Origin of the sequence: Azospirillum sp. TSO5 (assembly GCF_003116065.1) — a bacterium.
Lineage (GTDB): Bacteria > Pseudomonadota > Alphaproteobacteria > Azospirillales > Azospirillaceae > Azospirillum.
Genome location: NZ_LGQY01000076.1, coordinates 1 through 17,891, shown reverse-complemented (window position 1 = coordinate 17,891; position 17,891 = coordinate 1). Strand labels below are relative to the sequence as shown.

13 protein-coding genes are annotated in these 17,891 nt (G+C 63.0%); 5 read left to right on the top strand and 8 right to left on the bottom strand.

Features of this window, described 5'->3' with window-relative positions:
• Both TSO5_RS19820 and TSO5_RS19815 read left to right on the top strand, forming a co-directional pair.
• Entirely contained in the window at positions 1-2,184 is a 2,184-nt protein-coding gene (locus tag TSO5_RS19820) for an ATP-binding protein (RefSeq protein ID WP_158282457.1), read from the top strand.
• Between the two features lie 51 nt (positions 2,185-2,235).
• Entirely contained in the window at positions 2,236-3,186 is a 951-nt protein-coding gene (locus TSO5_RS19815; RefSeq protein ID WP_109153164.1) for a glycosyltransferase, read from the top strand.
• Positions 3,187-3,324: 138 nt separating this feature from the next.
• Here the strand turns inward: TSO5_RS19815 and TSO5_RS19810 are convergent, their stop codons facing one another.
• Entirely contained in the window at positions 3,325-4,443 is a 1,119-nt protein-coding gene (locus TSO5_RS19810) for a response regulator (RefSeq protein ID WP_136705919.1), read from the bottom strand.
• Positions 4,444-4,721: 278 nt separating this feature from the next.
• Positions 4,722-5,792, bottom strand: a complete 1,071-nt coding sequence (locus tag TSO5_RS19805) for a hypothetical protein (protein ID WP_109153162.1) — start codon at positions 5,790-5,792, stop codon at positions 4,722-4,724.
• Positions 5,793-6,682: 890 nt separating this feature from the next.
• Between TSO5_RS19805 and TSO5_RS19800 the strand changes: the two genes are divergently transcribed.
• Positions 6,683-7,783 (top strand): tyrosine-type recombinase/integrase, encoded by a 1,101-nt coding sequence (locus tag TSO5_RS19800; RefSeq protein WP_109153161.1) that lies wholly within the window; start codon positions 6,683-6,685, stop codon positions 7,781-7,783.
• A gap of 3 nt (positions 7,784-7,786) precedes the next feature.
• Here TSO5_RS19800 and TSO5_RS19795 read toward each other — a convergent pair whose 3' ends face one another.
• Genes TSO5_RS19795 through TSO5_RS19785 form a run of 3 tightly spaced genes read right to left on the bottom strand, consistent with a single transcriptional unit; the run spans position 7,787 to position 10,006 of the window.
• Positions 7,787-8,815, bottom strand: coding sequence for a TniQ family protein (locus TSO5_RS19795; protein WP_109153160.1), 1,029 nt, complete (start codon positions 8,813-8,815; stop codon positions 7,787-7,789).
• Positions 8,812-9,684, bottom strand: coding sequence for a TniB family NTP-binding protein (locus TSO5_RS19790; protein WP_109153159.1), 873 nt, complete (start codon positions 9,682-9,684; stop codon positions 8,812-8,814). The genes TSO5_RS19795 and TSO5_RS19790 overlap by 4 nt, the downstream gene beginning before the upstream one ends.
• The gene (locus tag TSO5_RS19785; protein ID WP_109153158.1) at positions 9,677-10,006 is read right to left on the bottom strand and encodes a hypothetical protein; all 330 of its coding nucleotides are present in this window, start codon (positions 10,004-10,006) and stop codon (positions 9,677-9,679) included. Before TSO5_RS19785 ends, TSO5_RS19790 begins: the two co-directional genes overlap by 8 nt.
• Before the next feature lie 70 nt (positions 10,007-10,076).
• Between TSO5_RS19785 and TSO5_RS19780 the strand changes: the two genes are divergently transcribed.
• Entirely contained in the window at positions 10,077-11,510 is a 1,434-nt protein-coding gene (locus TSO5_RS19780) for an IS3 family transposase (RefSeq protein WP_109153157.1), read from the top strand.
• Here TSO5_RS19780 and TSO5_RS19775 read toward each other — a convergent pair.
• The gene (locus TSO5_RS19775) at positions 11,479-13,104 is read right to left on the bottom strand and encodes a Mu transposase C-terminal domain-containing protein (RefSeq protein WP_109153156.1); all 1,626 of its coding nucleotides are present in this window, start codon (positions 13,102-13,104) and stop codon (positions 11,479-11,481) included. The genes TSO5_RS19780 and TSO5_RS19775 overlap by 32 nt on opposite strands.
• Positions 13,105-13,266: 162 nt before the next feature.
• On the opposite strand from TSO5_RS19775, the gene TSO5_RS19770 reads away from it, so the two are divergent.
• Positions 13,267-14,208 (top strand): recombinase family protein, encoded by a 942-nt coding sequence (locus tag TSO5_RS19770; RefSeq protein ID WP_109153155.1) that lies wholly within the window; start codon positions 13,267-13,269, stop codon positions 14,206-14,208.
• 624 nt (positions 14,209-14,832) lie between these two features.
• Here the strand turns inward: TSO5_RS19770 and TSO5_RS19765 are convergent.
• Positions 14,833-16,530 carry a methyl-accepting chemotaxis protein gene (locus TSO5_RS19765; protein WP_109153179.1) on the bottom strand — a complete coding sequence of 566 codons (1,698 nt, stop codon included), beginning with the start codon at positions 16,528-16,530 and terminating at the stop codon, positions 14,833-14,835.
• A 382-nt stretch (positions 16,531-16,912) separates the two neighbouring features.
• Entirely contained in the window at positions 16,913-17,680 is a 768-nt protein-coding gene (locus tag TSO5_RS19760; protein ID WP_109153154.1) for an IS5 family transposase, read from the bottom strand.
• Positions 17,681-17,891 lie beyond the last annotated feature (211 nt).

Genomic DNA, 17,891 nt, shown 5'->3' with positions numbered 1-17,891 from the left:
TTGAACGCTATCAAGCTGCCTTGCAAGCCACGCCGATCCACGAACAGGATTGCCTTCCAGGCACTCGCTGCGACCGGTACGCTTATGGTGCTCCTGTGGTCCTACTTAGACGTCCAGATATCGAAGGAACTGGATGCGCAGACAAACCAGAGGATCGAATCTTCTCAATGGTCTCTGCACCAGTTTGAGGTGGAGTTCTACCGCTTCTCCGCTTTGGCCCGGGACTTTGAGCGAAGAGCTGAGAACATAAAAGACATTGAGGTCCGGTACGATATTTTGCTTAGCCGCTTCAGCGTTCTCAAGAACGACCATTGGTTCATTTTGGAGCGAAACCCCTCTCTGACCAAGCGGATCAATTTACTTGAGCAAATGGTGTTAAGCTGGGAGCCATTGCTCGAGGCGCCATCCGGCAGCGAACGGCGAGCAGCGCTGTCGTCAATGATTCAAGAGGCTGAGAACACACTCAAGCCGCTCGTAGCAGAAATCCATGGAACTGCTAGCGCGTCAAAGGCAGAGGCGAGGAGTCTGCTCGTTGAGAAGCTGACTCACGTAAATTGGGCGATTGCTGCATTGGCAATTACTGCCTTCGGATTGGTTACATCGCTCTACGTCCAGATCAAACGCGAGGAAAGAGCTCGTCGGGCAGCAGAGACGCTTGCTGATGAGAAGACAGCTCTTGTCGCTGAGCTCGAAGACGCTCGAAATCAGGCCGTGGCGGCCGGTAAGGCAAAATCCGCCTTTCTCGGTGCCATGAGCCATGAGATCCGGACGCCAATGAGCGGCATAATCGGCATGGCCGACCTGCTTCACCGGAATTCAACGGGCCCTGAGCAGCGCCGGTGGGCCTTGGCGGTCAAAAGCTCCGCGACAGCACTTCTCACCGTGGTCAGCGACGTTCTCGAATTCTCGCGAATTGAGGGAGCAACGGTTCAACTCGTCCACGAGGCTTATGACATCGAGGAACTGGTTGACGGGGCCCTTGAGTTGCACGCGCTGCCGGCTGCAGAAAAGGGACTGTGGCTTGAGTCATTCGTCGAGCCTGACGTGCCTCGAGAACTACTGGGCGATCCGGGCCGTATTCGGCAGATCGTCGTCAATCTCGTCAACAACGCGGTGAAGTTTACCCAGGCCGGCGGCGTAAAGGTATCGGTTTCGGCATCTGAGAGCAGCGGTGGTGGGAGGGACCTGCGGGTCTCCGTAGAGGACACGGGCCCAGGGATCCGCGACGAGGATATTCCCCGCCTATTCAAGCCCTTTAGTCAACTTGATGCCGGCGCGTCAAGACGGTTTGGTGGGACCGGTCTCGGGCTCGCAATCTGCCATGGACTGGCGGACCAGATGGGAGGGAAGGTCACTGTCAAAAGCGCTGCCGGCAGTGGGGCAACATTCAGCCTCTCCTTGCCGATGTGTGCAACAGACAAACAGGAGACGATCGCACGTCTCAACGGACTTCCTCCAATTCTGTCTTTCATGCGTTCGTCAGAAGAACATAACGCGGTTTTGAACAAACTGCGCATGATTGGCTGCGAAGTGTTCAACGCGAACGAACAAATCGCTACGGACGATAACCCGAACCGGGCAGTGGTCGTTCTAGATATGGACCACCCTGCCGCGGCCCAGATCGAAAGCAGCATACCGCCCGACTGGCCGCTGGTCCGCGTGGTTTCCGCCAGGAGCCATGGTTTGATCGGCGAAACCGGCACTGTTCTCCTGAAGCCTATACGGCGGTCTGCTTTGGCTGCGGCGCTTGCGGAGGCGGCGGGGCAAGGGACTGGCGGGACTGCTTCGGATCGAGTGTCGGCAAATTTGTCTATCATGGTCGCGGAAGACAATGGTTTGATAGCCGACATTATTTCATTCTATCTTCGCAAGGAAGGGCACGAAGTAACTGTCGTCGGGAATGGTGCTGAAGCAGTTACGGCGCTAGAGAAGCGATCCTTTGATGTGGTGTTGATGGACGTCCAGATGCCTATCATGGACGGTATTACTGCCGCGCGAGCCATACGTGCACGGCAAGACGAACGAGGGCGAATCCCAATCATTGCAGTTACAGCGAACGCTCACGACGACGCGGCTGAGTTATGCAAGAGCTCGGGGTTTAACGGATTCATAACTAAGCCAGTAGATAAAAGAACTGTCGGTCATGTCATAGCGTCCGTGCTGGCCGGAACATCAGCTGTGTAGACCGAAGACTGGTAGCCGGCGCTATATAACCATAGGCGGATCGTTCAGGAAATGGACTATAAATTGCCTGCGGAAGCCCCACGTTGGCAGCTTCCACTGACATTGCCTCCCAGCTATTCGATTGAGCAGCATCTGTACTCCGCCCTCGAGATCACCGTCATCATTCCCGTGAAGGACGATCCGGACGGTTTGAGCGAGACGCTATATGCGTTGAATGAACTCCATGCTGGTGTGCGTCCGGCCAGGGTGATCGTCGTCGATGATGGGTCGCGCGACGCAGGGGCGGCCACGAGTGCTGAAGTCCGCAAAGCGTGCGAGGGCGGTCTGGTGGTTGAAGCGTGCGTTCAGGCTGTAAACCGTGGACCAGCCGCAGCACGTAACCGTGGAGCCCAATTGGCGTCTACGCAATGGCTCTGGTTCCTCGATGCTGGTGTGCGGCCGGATACGGATTATCTGGAGGCCCTTACGGACCATGGCCATATCTGCCCGGTGGTGGCGTGGACCGGCCCGATCGCTTCGGATCCGACTGGGCTGTTCGCCTCCTACTACACCGCCCAATCGACTCTGAGCCCACCCGCTCAGCCAGACGGGCAACTGGATGGCTTTGTGACCGCGTCCGTTGTCATTAATCGCGCAGCATTTGAAGCCGTTGGTGGGTTCGATGAGCGCTTCCGGAGGGCGGCTTGCGAGGACCTCGATCTCGGCCTACGTCTCCGCCCTCACGGCCTGATCGGATACGCGGCTGATCTGTTGGTGCGGCACCGGTTTCGCGAAGACGAGGAGGATTTCCGCCGGCGATTCAGGCGCTACGGATTTGGCTTCTTCCAGTTCGGCGCTAAGTGGAAGCGGAACATGGAGCCTTGGCCGGTGATCGCGAAAACAGACGATCCTGTGCACCGCCAGCTCGCCGGAATCCAATACGAGGCACTCTGGCAAGGCTGGAAGGAAGCCCAGGCCATGGTTGAAGAGGCAAAGTCACAGGGGGCAGGCTTGCTCTCCTAAGGGCATTTCGTATACCTGCGCAACGTCCTGGAGCGCATGGTGAACGGCTACCCCGCCGCACGCCCCGCCGATCAGCTCCCCTGGAATTGGAAGGCCGCCATCAACGCCTGATCGGGTGCAATCACGCCCCGCTTACATTCAAAGAAGCTGGTAGTTAGCGTAAGCCGCCTCAGCATCTGTGAGCGACTGTTCAGCTGCATCGAGGAGAGCGTTGATCGTCGTCCACGGCGCTCCGGTACGGCTTGCTTGTTCAAGCTGGCTGGCTTGTAACGAGACCTGAAATGCTCCGAAGGAGCGTGATGTACCTTTGAGCGTGTGCGCTTCAGCTTGCATCGTGTCGTGGTCGCGGATCGAGCGCATCGTGGCAAGCTTGCCTCGTGTCTCGGAAACGAACCTGGCGACGAACGAGGGCACATGCTCCTGGCCTAGGTCCCGTAGCATTGCGGATAGCGTATGCCCGCAGATCCTCTCGTCGTTGACCGGGAGCGACGGAAAGGACCGGTTCAGGACCCTAACGAGATCATCCAGGCGCACGGGACCGTCAAGAACCTCTTGCGCCCCATGAGCCAGAATTGCGAGCCGGTAGGCAGGGTTCGCGTCCCCGATCAGCGCCACTATCGGTGTGCTGCAGAACGGAAGGGGGAGGCGCCGCAGTGACGCAATTACATCGAGGCCCTCCATATCCTGAAGCTCGGTGCTTATCAGCATAGCATCGTAGCAGTTCCGACCAGCGGCATCGATGGCATCGCTGCCGTTGGTCTCCACCTCGAGCGCAATATTGGGCAGGGACTGGAGAAGAGCTTTGATCAGATCGGATACGGCCGGGCGATCTTCGACTAGGAGCACTCTGCGCTCGGGGTGATGGTGGCGGACGATCTCCCGCACGGTACCGCTCTCTCTCTCGTCGGGTGTGGACACTGAACAGGGAGCATTATCAGAAGAGAGCCGCGACGCTCCGGCAATCCGTCCACCTGCTTCGTGCACAGCATTCAGAACGCGCTGGGCTGCGGCCAAAGATGAGAGTGGGCGATTTACACTGGCTGTGTTGCCGTTGCTCTCGTCATAGTTCTGCCAAGCGTCAGGGTCGATCGCTCTGGCAATAAACTCAATGTCAGCTTCGGTTTTCATCTCGGTCGTACAGCTCGAAAATTCATCAACTGATAGGGTTGAGTTAATCCAACGGCTCTGCTCATTCCCAAGGTGATCGTAACCCTTTAAAAAGCCGGTTGTTGGGCGGCTTGAAGCGAGTAGCGACAACCACAATGTTCCTGCTGATATAATATCTGAGAACTTAACAAGTAGTTTACTGATAGTTTAGACGATATTTTAATAAAAAGCGTCAATCAGTTGGAGCCAATCTGCGATGTGACTTCTAGGTGGCATCGGCATGTTGAGCGATCATGGAGTTGTGCTGACAAGCGTGGGTTGTGGTTTGCCGAGGTGCGTTGTCTATTTCGACTTCATCTGTACATGTAGTCGGATTTGAAGGCCGTGGTTAACTGACTCCTCTGATGTGAGCCGGGATCAGATGGGATCTAGCCACACGATAGAAGTCTGCCGTTGGCGCTACCATAACGAGCCAGCAGTGGGTCCTGTCTTTTGAGGATCCGCTCTAAGTGAGCGAGTGCGTCGTCCACTCCTTCGGCCGGCTCCACCCAGCGATCGGGTTCGGTAGCCACCGCGGGCGGGGGAAGGAGCGGGGACGCAGCAACATCTCTGACCGCCGCTTCTGAACGCGGCGCCACCTCGCCCAGCATCGGTGCCAGATCCTCGGACACGAACACCCGATGGCTGCGCCGGCGGGTGATCTCCACGGCGATCTCCAGCCGCTGCAGGTCCTCCAGTAGGTCGGTCGCCGCGCTGGTAGCGCAGCGCAGCCGCGCTGCCAGCCGGGCCGGGCTCATCACTCCTTCCGCCGCCATGGCGTCGACGGCGCGGCGGATGCGGGCGTCGCTGCGCCGGTCGCCGACACGCCGGCGCCAGCTGCGCCAGCGGTGGTGCAAGGCGCCGAGACGATCCTCTCCCTCCTCCGCCTGCCGAGCCATGCCGTCTAGGAAGGCAACTAGCCAGACCCCGCGGGGCTCGGCGCGGCGTATTGCTTCCACCCCGTTCAAGCAGGGAAGCGGCAGCGGCGTCAGTCCCTGAGCAGCGAGGAAGCGGGAAACTGCAAGGCAGGCGCCGCTGCGGTCGCCGCCAGCTTCTAGGTGGGCAAGGAAGCCAATGCCGCAAGCGATCAGCGCCGCCGACCCGACTGCGGCATGGGCCTCGTCCATCTGGGCAAGCGCGTCATCCGTGCCGGTCGGGGCGAGAGCAGTCGTGCCAGGTTCGGTGAGCATCTGCCGCATCATATCGAGGGCAAGCATGGTGGCGCCCCAATCGCGCTGAGCCCGGGTCGGCACCTGCGCCAGCAAGGTGCGCAGACGGTTGGGATCGACCCGGCGACCCTGGGTCTCTGAAATCTCGGCCACGGCCTCGACCCGCGACCGGTGCATCCACGCGGCCAACACCGGGGTGCCGGCGGCTGCCTGGGCCAGCCGGCCGACGGCCGCGGCGGCGCGCTCCAGGGGGGCGAGAAGGGGGAACGGGTCCAAAGAACGAAGACGCATGTATTGTTCTATATCAGATGGTTATAGGATTTTGATATCGAAAAAACGCTGACCAGTCCACTACTGCGGATGGCTGAGATCACATGTTGGTGATAATTTCCGCTATCGCCAGCAGGGGAGGGCGGCTATGGTCGCTGGTTGTCGTTGTAAGGCAGTTGATGCAAAAAGCCGGATCCTGAGGGGTTGAGGGCCTCCGGTGCCTCGGTTTTGCAAACCGATTCATGCAAAATGTAAGCGGTTCATGCAAAAAGCTGAGCGAAGCCCCTCCGCATTCGCCTCAACTCTTTGAAAAGCAATAGTTTCGCCCAAGCGTTCGAGACGTGCCCAGCAAGGTGCTGCGCGTCCAGCCATCTTGGCCGGCGCTTACCGGACGACGGTCTGGTTTGGCGTCTTGTCTCGCTGCCTGCGGAGAGGAGTAGGGCAGCCGTGGCAGCCAAACTTTTTCCGCTGAGTTTCAACCGTCCGGTTATAGATAAGCGATTGTCCTGAAAATAGCGTATGCTGGGGCAGTTCGCCTGCCGGGGTACCTTGCCCTGCTGTCGCTGCTGGGCTAATCAGGAGAAAATCTGGATTCCAGAACTTCCAGCACCATCCCCGATGCTGATGTGTCGAGCCAATCAGGCGAAAATCGGCGGGTTGTTCTGGCGAAAATCTGGTGTCCGTCTTGTCGGTCAGCGCGGCTTTCCTGTGACTGACGTCGGGGCCGCTGCCGGACGCCGCAGCGCTCATTCTCCTCGACCCTCGCCCGCCGCCGCCGTGCTTTGACCACTTGATCTGAGTGGTCTTTAATTCCGTCCGACAAGAGCCCTTTTCGGACGGAACCCTTGCGTGTAGTCCATCTATCCTGCATCCTCCGCGCGAACCACCCTCGATGCCGCCCCGGAGCCCCGATGTCCGACGATCCCATGACCGACGTCCGCCTGGACGGGGAGGGCGCCGCCTGGCCGGATCCGGACGCCGGCGTCGCCGTCGAGACCGGGCTGTTCGGCCGCCTCGTCGTCCCCGCCGACCCGGCGCGCGCCGCCGAAATCCGCGAACTGGCCGGGCAGGCCGCCGCCTGGGCGACGCGAGCGCGGGGCGCAGGCACGCTGCGCGCCTACCGCTCCGCCTGGACCCAGTACACCGCCTGGTGCGAGCGCCTCGGCTTCGCCCCGCTGATCGGCGACGCCGAGATCATCGGCCTCTACCTGGTCAAGGCCGCCGAGCGCCTCACCGTGCCGACGCTGCGCGTCCACCTTGCCGCCATCGCCACCGCGCACCGCCTCGCCGGCGTGCCGGTCGACCTCAAGCACCCGCGCATCGCCCTGGTGCTCGACGGCCTTGCCCGCGGCCAGGCCGACCGCACGGTGCGTCAAGCCGCTCCCATCCTGCTCGACACCCTGCCGCGCCTGCTCGCCGCGCAGCCGGACGGGCCGCTGGGGATCCGCAACCGCGCCATGCTGCTGATCGGCTATGGCGCAGCCCTTCGGCGCAGCGAGTTGGTGGCGTTGCGCGTCAGCGACATCGTCCGCATCCCCGATCGCGGCGTCGAAGTGACGGTGCGCCGCTCCAAGACCGACCAGCATGGCCGCGGCGACGGCGTCGCCATCTGGGCGGCGGTCGATCCGGATCTCTGCGTGCTGCGCACCCTCGACGCCTGGCTGGCGGTGCGCGGCGCGCTGCGCCCCGAGGACCCGTTGTTCTGCGGCGTGCTGAAGAACGGCCGCGTCACCGGCACGCCGCTGTCCGACAAGGCGGTGGCGCGGCTGGTGAAGGACAGCGCCGCCAGGGCCGGCCTGCCCGAGCCGGCGCGCTTCTCCGGCCACTCGCTCCGCGCCGGGCTCGCAACCGCGGCGGCCGAGCAGGAGGCGCAGCTGCACGACATCATGCGCCAGACCCGCCACAAGTCCACCGAGGTGGCCCGGCGCTACCTGCGCTCGCGCGACCGCTGGCGCAACAACGTCACCGAAAAGCTCTTCCGGCACCGCCCCCCGACGACCGAAGGGACGTGATCATCACCGGGCAGCGGGTGGGTGATCCCCTGCGGCAGGCCGCTCCGCTCGGCCACCGCAGGGCCTGCCCCACCGCCGCAGCGCGCTCCCCTCCGGATCGAGCAGCGCCAGCCCGTTGCCCTCCATCCAGTCCGTGAGCAGCGATCGCGCCCGCTCCAGCGCAAGGGCCGCTGCCCGCATCCGCTTCAGCTTCTGCTGCGGTGGCAGGGCTTCGTACGGGGACGGCCGAAGCGCGGGCGGCGGTGCGACACCCAGATCGTCCCACAGTTCAGCCAGCCCACGGCCACGGGGGGAGTCCTCCGGCGCCAGACGAACCAGCTCCTCAAGGACGGTCCGGAGCAGGCGAACCCACGCTCCTCCACGGATGTGGCCCTGCGGCCCATCCACGACCCCACGGGTGACCGCCTGGTGCGTGGCGCGGTCCAACCGCACCAGCTCACGCTCCGGCGACGCGCGACCGAACGGCGCCGCGAAGGCGGTCCACGACCGCCCCGGCGTCACCAGCACCTCTTCCAGAAAGCCTCCATGCAGCGGGCACGTCAGCATCCACGGCACACGCCAATGCCGTCGGCGGTAGGGCACGGCATCCGCCGCCAGGCACGCGCTGCAGCCCCACATCATCCCCCACCGCGCATCCAACCACGGCACCGTCTCAACACCGACGATCGGTTCGTCTTGGCGCGAGACCAACCGGAACCGCGCGACATAGGACGTCAAGGACGCCGCCGGTGGCGTGAGCCCATCCAGCAGGAACGGCACGTAGCCCGACAGCGTCATCGCGCGGATCCGGCGCGGCCCCAGTCCTGTCTTTCGAGCCAGCCAGCGAATCAGAGGCTCCGGCGGGTCCCCATCGATGCCAGTACCGGCAACCCACGCGTCCTTCCAGTCCGGCGCGAGCAGATCCAAGCCGGTCAATCCGTACGCCCCGCCGATCCGCTCCAGCCAACTCGACAGGCTCTCGTCCGATCGGGGTGGCGGCACGACGGGCCAGGGCCGCGCTGTCCCGACGGAGCCTGACCCGATAGGGATCATGCGACGGCAGGAAGTTGGAGGTGCTCGATGATGTCCTTCGCCGTGATCCGCTCCTCTTCCGACTGAATGGCGCACACGCCAAGCTCGATCAGCGTCTCAAACACGTTGGCGGTCACCCCTTGGCTGTGCGATGCCAGCATCTTCAGCGCCCGCGCGGTGAGCAACGACGGGCGGCGCAAGGGCAGCGAGCGCAGCACACTGCCGACGAGCGCGCTGAACTCCTCCCCCATGCCCCAAGCGGGCAACTCGATAAAATGAAACCGGCGGGCCAACTGGCGGTCGTGCATCAGCGCCTCGCGGGCGTCCTGGATGCCGAACAGAACCAACGGGACCTCCAAGATGTTGGTCAGGTTCCGAATGACGGCCAACATGATCCGCTGCTGGCGGACCGTCCCCATCAGCATGTTGTGGGCCTCGTCGATGGCGATCTGCCGCACGCCTATTATGCGGTACAGATCGACGATCCGTTCCGCCATAAGCGGGATTTGCGAGCGCCCGGTTTCCGGCGGGGCGTCGATCGCCCGCAGCAGCAGCGTGTAGAACCATTTGACATCGCACATCGGCGGCATCTCGATGCCGACCACCGGTGTGCGTCGCACGCCGGCTGGCCGGTCGAACACGGCCGGATGATCCCGCAAATGCTTGCGGAAGATGGTGCTCTTGCCCTGACCGGACTCGCCCCAGATCAGAAGGTTGGGCTTGAGCGATCCCTTCGGCCGTTCGATCCGCTCGGCCATCAGGTCGAGCACGTACCGGCAGTGCGGGTAGTCCGTGAACCCGCGGGAGCGCATCCGCGCGATGCGTTCCGCCGCCGGCCGGTCGATGACCTCACGCGCCGATGGCCCAAGGTGGTCGTACGGATCAGCCATCCCACTCCTCCGTGTCGTAATAGGGCAGGTTCAGCGGCGTGTCGTCATCGTCCGTCACCTCGGCGTACTCGCCCTCGATCGCCGGAGGCGCGTTCAGGGGCGGCACCGGCTCTACGGTCGCGCGCCGACCGCTGCGTGCCAGTTCCAGCCGCGCCTTGCGGCTCCGGCCGCGCGCTTCTTCCAGTGCCTTGCGGCGCGCCAGCACCATCGCGAAGATCATGTCCTCGTCCACGCCGGCCCGACCCTGCCGGCGCACCGCGCGCTTGGCCGCCTTCAACTCCCATTTCGAGATCGCCGGGCGCCGCAGGTTGCGGTAGGGCACCCTCTGTGCCAACGTCGAGTGAGACAGCCGCCTGCTGAAATGATCGGTAGAGGGCGCTGTTGAGGACCCGATGAGCACACCGACACTGCCCCACGTTTCCACCGCCCAGTCCGCTCCCGATCCGGAGGTGAGCGAGCGCCCGCAACGGCGCACGTTCAGCACCGCCGAGAAGCTGCGCGTTCTGGAGGAGATCGACCGCGCTCGCCCCAATGAGATCGGCGCCATTCTGCGCCGTGAAGGGCTGTATTCCTCCAATGTCACCCGTTGGCGCCGCCAGCGCGAGGCTGGACAGTTGCGCGGCCTCGCCCCAGCCAAGCCGGGCCCGAAGGCCCCGCCGGCCAATCCGCACAAGAGCGATCTCGAGCGCCTGGAGCGGGATAACGCACGGTTGCGCGACCAACTCTCCCGCGCCGAGGCCGTCATCGAGCTTCAAAAAAAAAGTGGCTCAATTGCTGGAGACCTCACTCGGCTCGACGGACCGCGGCGAGCGCAGGTGATGGCCGCCATCGAGCACGCGGCGCCGGCGGTGGACGTCTCCACCGCCTGCCGCGCCCTGGGCGTGCCGCGCGCCAGCTTCTATCGGCATCGCGACCGGCAGCGCCGGGTCGGGCCGCCGCGCCCGCCCACCCGTCGGCCACCGCCGCCCCGCGCTCTGAGCGGCGGCGAACGCCACCGCGTCCTTGAACTGTTGCATGGTGAGCGCTTCGGGGATGCCGCCCCGGCGCAGGTCTACGTCACGCTGCTCGACGAGGGGCAGTACCTGTGTTCGGTGCGCACCATGTACCGCCTGCTCACCACCAACGACGAGGTGCGCGAGCGCCGGCAGCAGCGCCGCCACCCGGCCTACAGCAAGCCGGAGTTGCTGGCCACCGGTCCCAACCAAGTGTGGAGCTGGGACATCACCAAGCTGAAGGGCCCGGTCAAGGGCACCTGGCTGTGCCTGTACGTCATCCTCGACATCTACAGCCGCGCCGTGGTCGGGTGGACGGTGGCCTACCGGGAAAGCGCGGCGCTGGCCGAGCGGCTGATCCGCCAGACGGTGCGCAAGCAGGGCATCGCCCGCGACCGGCTGACGTTGCACGCCGATCGGGGCGCCGCCATGAAGGCCAAGGCGGTGATCGAGCTGCTTGCCGACCTCGGCGTGACGCGCAGCCACAGCCGGCCGCAGCAGTCCAACGACAACCCGTTCTCCGAGGCGCAGTTCAGGACTTTGAAGTACCACCACAGCTTCCCGGACCGCTTCGGTTCGATCCAGGACGCTCGGGCGTTCTGCCGCGCCTTCTTCACCTGGTACAACACCGAGCACCGGCATTCCGGGCTGGCGCTGATGACGCCGCATCAGGTGCACTACGGCGACACCGTCGCGATCCGCGCCGCGCGTCAGGCGGTTCTGGATGAAGGGCACCGCCGCCACCCGGAGCGCTTTGTAAACAAGCCGCCCGAAGCCCCGGCCCCGCCCGTCGCCGTGTGGATCAACCCGCCGGCCGACCGGAAGGTGAGCTGATGCCCATCCCTGTCATCCCGTTGTTCGGCTGGAGAGCGGCCATCCCGCCGTCCCGGCCTGCCTTTCCCCACGCCGGCGCGCGAGAGGGCGGGCAAGGCCCTTCTCGAGGGACCCGCCCTGAGGGGCGGGACGGAAGGGCCTTGCGCGACCTGAGCCCGCCGGCATCCTGCAAGCAGACGGACGCGGCGACCAGCTCGCTGACGCCGCTGATCACGCAGGCTGACCGAGCTTGAACTCCTAACCCGGCTGTCTCATTCGCGTTGACACGTACCGGCACGTCGAGGAAGCCGCCGGCTTGTCCGCGCACGAAGACGGCCGACAGGTTCGCTGGATCGTAATGGACCGTGACCCTGGCCTTGTCGTGCAGGAAGGGTGTCAGCGCGTCGTGCCAGTAGCGAACGCCGAACAGATGGATACCGTCCTGTTGCACGGTGCGCTCTTCAAACGGCAGGAAGTCACGGTGGAAGGCGCGGAGGTCCGCCGGCATCCGAAGCGCCTGACCGGCCGTCTCGGCCTCCCACTTCGCCAGCGGCGCCGTGCCGATGCCCTCGTGGAAAGTGGCGTGGTGTTCCAGGATGATGGTCGCCACCATCCACTCGATCTCGGCCAGGGTCAGGCACGCGTTGCCCGCCGGGTCGTAGACGCCGCGCTCTTTGATGTTGGAAAAGGTGGTCCCGTCCAAGAGGTGAATCTCCTGGGACAGATGCCCGATGCGCCGCTCGACGTGACCGCCCATGTGCGGCGTGCCCGGCGGCCGATAGCGGACCTCGATCCCGTAGTCCTCACAGGCCCGCGTGAACGCCTTCGCGTGGAACTCCTTGCCGTTGTCGACATGGATGAGTTCGCACAGGCCGGCGACCGGCCACCGGGGCGGGAGCCCGCGGGCCAGCAGCCAGGAAGACTTGTCCATCACGGCGTGCGCGACGCAGGCGGCCACACTGGCCGCCGAGGGCGGGTCGAAGGTGAGGTAGAATCCGCAGTACACGCGGGTGCGGATATCGATCGCCAGCGTGATAAAGGGACGCCCGATCACCTCCAGGGTGTCCGGCTCGATGCCCATGACGTCGGCCGGAGTGTGGTCGATCTGGACGATCTGCAACGGGCGGTCCGCGTCCAGGGAGCCCCGGATCGGGTCGAACTCCTCGCGTGCCCGCTTTGCTCCGTGGCGCCGTTTGGCCTGCTCACGCTTGCTGATGGCTGCGAGCCGTAGATCGACCGTCTCGCGCGCCGGCTTTGGCAGCCCCTCCGCCGCGCAGCGGGCGTGGATGCCCTTCATGAGCTTGGACTTTTTCGGCTTCAGAAGCCTCAGGTAGCTGGTTTGAATTTCCTCGTCGATGATCGTCTCGACCCGGGCATCGAGACGGCGCACGCCGACCTTGCGACCAGGGCGTTTCCCCAGAAGGGATTGGGTGCGCGGATCGTCTTGGTAGGCGCGCATGAGCCGGTAGAGATACGGCTGTGACACGTTGAGCGCTTCCGCGGCAGCGGCAAGTTGTTCACCCCGCGCGCCATAGGCCAGCGGCTGCAAAACGAGCGGGCGGATGACCCGCTCCCGATCCCGCGCGATCTGCCAAACCTCGTCGGGTACGGCCATAAGGTCGCGAGACGACTTTGATTGGCCCGACACTTTTCACCTGATCAACTCTGCAATTCTAACCAGGATAGGTCTGATTTTCTTCTGATTGGTTCGCCTACCCGGAGCTAAACCCGTTGCAGCGCCTTACCCAATTTTCGCCTGATTAACCCAGCGGCGACAATGGCCCTGATCGGCTATGCCCGTGTGTCCACCGAGGATCAGGCGACCTTCAGCCAGCTCGACGAGCTGAAGGCCGCCGGCTGCGGGGTGATCTTTGAGGAGAAGGCATCGGGCGCCAGCCGGTCGCGGCCGGAACTGGCCAAGGCCGTTGCCCGTATGCAACGTGGCGATATTCTGGTGGTGGCCCGCATCGACCGACTGGCCCGTTCGCTTTCCCACCTGCTGGAAGTGATCGAGGGATTGGAGACCATCGGTGCCCACTTCAAGTCGTTGCGCGATCCGATTGACACCTCGACGCCACAGGGGAAGTTCGCCCTCCAGGTGCTCGGTGCCGCTGCCGAGCTGGAACGCGCCTTGATCCGTGAGCGGACGAAGGCTGGGCTGCGGGCAGCCAAGGCCCGCGGCCGGGTGGGCGGGAACCCGGCGCTCAAGCGACGCGATCCGGAGGCGATTGCCCGGCTCTCCGCCATCCGAGACAGGCACTATATGGCGGGCCTGTTGGCCAGCATGGAAGCGTGGCTGCCCAAGGTGCGGGCGCTGCGCCCGGCACATTCCTGGGCGAAGGTGGCCAAGTCCCTCGGACGGCTGGGCTCGCCCGATCAGCCTTGGACGGCTGACCGTCTGTCGCGGGCAGTGCGCCGCCTCGTCGCAGAAGGCTTGGTCGAGCCGGCCCTGATCGAGCCGGCGCCGCGCAAGCCGCCCAAAGATGACATCCTGTTGGTCATCGCCGGCATCAAAGGGGCCGATCCCGAGCTCAGCCTGCGGACCATCGCCGCTCGCCTGGAGGACATGCGCATCCGGACGCCGCGTGGCGGCACGACGTGGTCTGCCTCATCGGTGAAGGCACTGCTGGATCGAGCCGAGCGAACCGGTCTGGTTCCCCCAACTGGCAAGGCCGGAGATAGCCATCAGAAGACCAGCAAAGGGCCGCAGGGTGCTTGAGCATGGACCTTTGAAGTGCCAGAACCCCTGGGAGCCCCAATCCGTAAATTCCTCCCTTTCCCGATATTGCAGCCATGACTTCCCATCGGTATTGTCAAGCATCGGCTGACCGGCCGTGCCGTCCACATTGGCGAAGCCTTCGGGGCAGGTTCTCATCATCATCCTGACACTCTCTTCCGAGGCGCTCAGGGCTTAGAGATGGTTTTCAGAAATCACATTCGGTGATTCCATGCCAGATACCCGCTGATGTGACGTCGGTTTCTTTTGTTCCAGGGACAGAGAGGCGCGCATCGCCCCGACTGTTATGGAACTGGCGGCAGGATCACCGACCGGCCACGGGTCGACCTCGGGTCGCTCGGGCGAATAGCACAGGGCTGGGTTGGTCCTCTGGGGCCAGGCGGTCCTTGTCTGCATCACGCGCGATGGCCTTTACGCCACCGTGTGGGACGACATGGAGGGCCTCTATTCGATGCTGGCCGAGTACGGTGGCGAATTGACCAGCCTGAACCCAACCGACTACGGCAAGCTGGGCGCCAAGTACCACCTCGTGGTCTCCACTGACAGCCTGCTGCTGGCGGCCGTAAGTGCATGGCACCAAGCTCTTCCCGATCCGAAAGCCGTTCGTCAGGCTGCGCGAACGGTCGCGATGAAGGTTCCCACCTCCGTCTTCAGCCGGTCGGCCTCCTTCGCAAGGCTGCTGGCCGTGCTCAGCACCTGGCCAGCGGCAGAGCCGGTTTCGGTGGCGGTCTGGGTCACGCCGATGATGTTCGTCGACACCTGCTCACTGCCCCGAGCCGCCTGAGCAACGTTGCTGGAGATCTCGGCTGTGGCGGCGTTCTGCTCCTCAATTGCCGCAGCGATGGCCGATGAGATTTCACTCATCTGCCCGATGATGTCAGCGATACCAGCAACTGCATCTTTTGCTCCCGTTGTGGCCATCTGGATCTCATTGACCTTCGATTGGATCTCTTCAGTCGCACGGGCAGTTTGGCTTGCCAATGCCTTGACCTCACTCGCCACCACGGCGAAGCCCTTTCCGGCCTCGCCTGCGCGCGCCGCCTCAATAGTGGCATTCAAGGCCAACAGGTTGGTCTGACCAGCGATTGAGTTGATAAGGTCAACCACGGCGCCGATCTGATTAGCTGTGTCGGTCAGCGTCTGCATACTGGCATTGGTGCGGTCAGCCTCTTGCACAGCGGTAGCAGATATGACCGTTTGGGTAGACACTTGACGCCCGATCTCCAAGATAGAAGCCGCCAACTCCTCGGTTGCAGAGGCGACGGTCTGCACATTGGCGCTCGATTGTTCCGACGCCGCCGCTACTGCAGTTGCCTGTGCTGACGCTTGGGTGGCATTGGTAGACAACGCTCCCGCCGCGCCCTGCATCTGGGTTGCCGACGATGCAACATGCTGGACAATCGCGCTGACGCTGGACTCAAACCGATCGGCAAGGGCGTGCATTTCTGCCTTGCGTTCCGCTTCAGCTCTGGCTTTCTGTTCCTCCTGCTCCGCGGTCAGACGGCGCACCTCCTGAGCATTGGTCTTGAAGATGTTCAGCGTGCGAGCCAGGAGACCGACCTCGTCGCGGCGCTCCGTGCCGACGACCACAACCTCCAAATCTCCCTGTGATACGCGGTGCATCGCGTCGGTCACTTGCCTTAATGGACGGACGATCATAAAGACGATAATCGCCAGCGAAAGCGCTAGACCGACGATGATGCCGCCAACCGACATCGCCGTCACCAACATGCGGGTGTTCTCAGCGAGGTTATGGCTGGTGGCCGCAGCTTTTTCCATGTTCTGGCGATTGCGCTCCACGCGGACCTCAACAAACTCCAAGGTGGCACGCCGCGCCTTCGCACCGTCACCCGCACTTAGTTCGAGTGCGTCCTTGCTCATCCCCTTGAGAGCGAAGTCAAGCGCCTTGGAGGACAGTTGACGATAAGCTTCCACCAACAATTTGATTTCTTTGTTGGTCTCACGGCGGGTGTCGTTGTTCGCTGTACGGCTGAGTTCGGAGATGTTCTGCTCTATTAGGGCCATCTCTTTACCGAATACATCAGCGAACTGGCGCACCTCATCAACGCGATCTACAAGGATGGCGTTTTTTTCAGCAATGGTAGCGGCGTTAAGGTGGCGAGCAAGATCGAGAATCGTCACTGACCGGAAAGCCTCGACGGTCAGTGCCTCGTCTGTGGTTTTTTCAAGGCTCTTCAGTCTACTTAACGTCAGCGCCGCAGTGCCCCCCATGATCAGCGAAAGAAGCAAAACTGGGGTGAGAACCTTGACGAGTACCTTCTGATTGACAAACCAATCAAGCATGATCGACCTCTTGCCGTGCGGCATAACTGATATAACAGTCTTCTGGAGGAAGCGTATCAAACACGTTAAATGGGTGCGGATTAGGGCAAACTCTTATGAGACAAAATGCCCGTCATTGTACGTAATTGGCACAATCGACAGCGCATTATCTCATGCGGTCGGCACTACTTTCTGATATTTGCGACCGGATAGAAATACAATCGTGTGACCTCATTCGGGCGATGGGGTAGGCGATCGACTTTGACGAGGATGTTGTTGGTGACCTTAATCGAGGCAAAGGGCATGAAGGCCATGTCGAATACGTGAGAATTTCAGTCGATGATCTCAACGATAGACATCGGCGGACGTCCAGGCCCGAGAGATTCGTCCCTAGGGACAGGTTTCAGAAGGGACTGAGCCGGTTTGCGATGATGAAGATTGCTGCCGCTGTCAGCAGGGCGAGGATGATCCGCCTCAGCCTATCCTGTCTCCGATCCAGGCGTTTGTTTGCGAGCAGCCAAGCGCAGCCGTGCTCAACAACGCATCGGACCTTGCCGAGCCCTGAGCCGTGGGGCTCGCCGATCTTGCGGATGTGCGGTTGAACCCCGTCACGTAAACAGAGCCAACGGTTATCGGCACTGTCGTAGCCTGCGTCGGCGTAGAGCCTGCCGATGGCGGCGCAGACGACCTGGGCCAAGCGCAGCAAGTCGGGGAAGAGCATGGTGTCATGCACATTGGCGGCAGACGGCATGACCGCCAGCGGCAGGCCGTCAGTCGAGACGACCACGTGATACTTGGTGCCGGGTTTGCCGCGGTCGGTGGGGTTCGGGCCAGTCAACTCGCCACCGTGCTTAGCCCGTACTGAGCAGCTGTCGACCACGACGTCCCAAGCGGCGGCCTCAGGACCGGAGCGCGCCATACGAACGAGGACGGCATGGACACGGCGGAGCAACGCCGTCGTGTGCCACTCGTCCAGGCGGCGGCGGAGGGTTGAGCCTGAGGCGCGCCCGTCCGCCGCCCGAAGCTCGCGCCACTGGACGCCCTCACGCAGGAAGAAGCGAAGCGTCTCGATGATCTCCACAGTGGGCATCGGCGGACGCCCGGGGCCGGGAGGCCGTTCCTCGATCCGGTCGATGATCCTCGCCACCACTTCCGCAACTGTCGGTCCCATGCCCGCCTCTCTGTGCCAAAGGCACAGGAAACCGACAGCAGATCAGACGGTTTCCAGAGGGGGGCATCGGATAAGGGGCCTGGAAACCGCCTCTTAGAGCCTGACCCGAAAAGAATTGCGTGATTTCAGTGCCTTGTGATTCGATCGATGTTGCGAAGCATGACGAATGACAAGACAATGTGGACTGAAATCACCCGAGCGCAGTATCGGC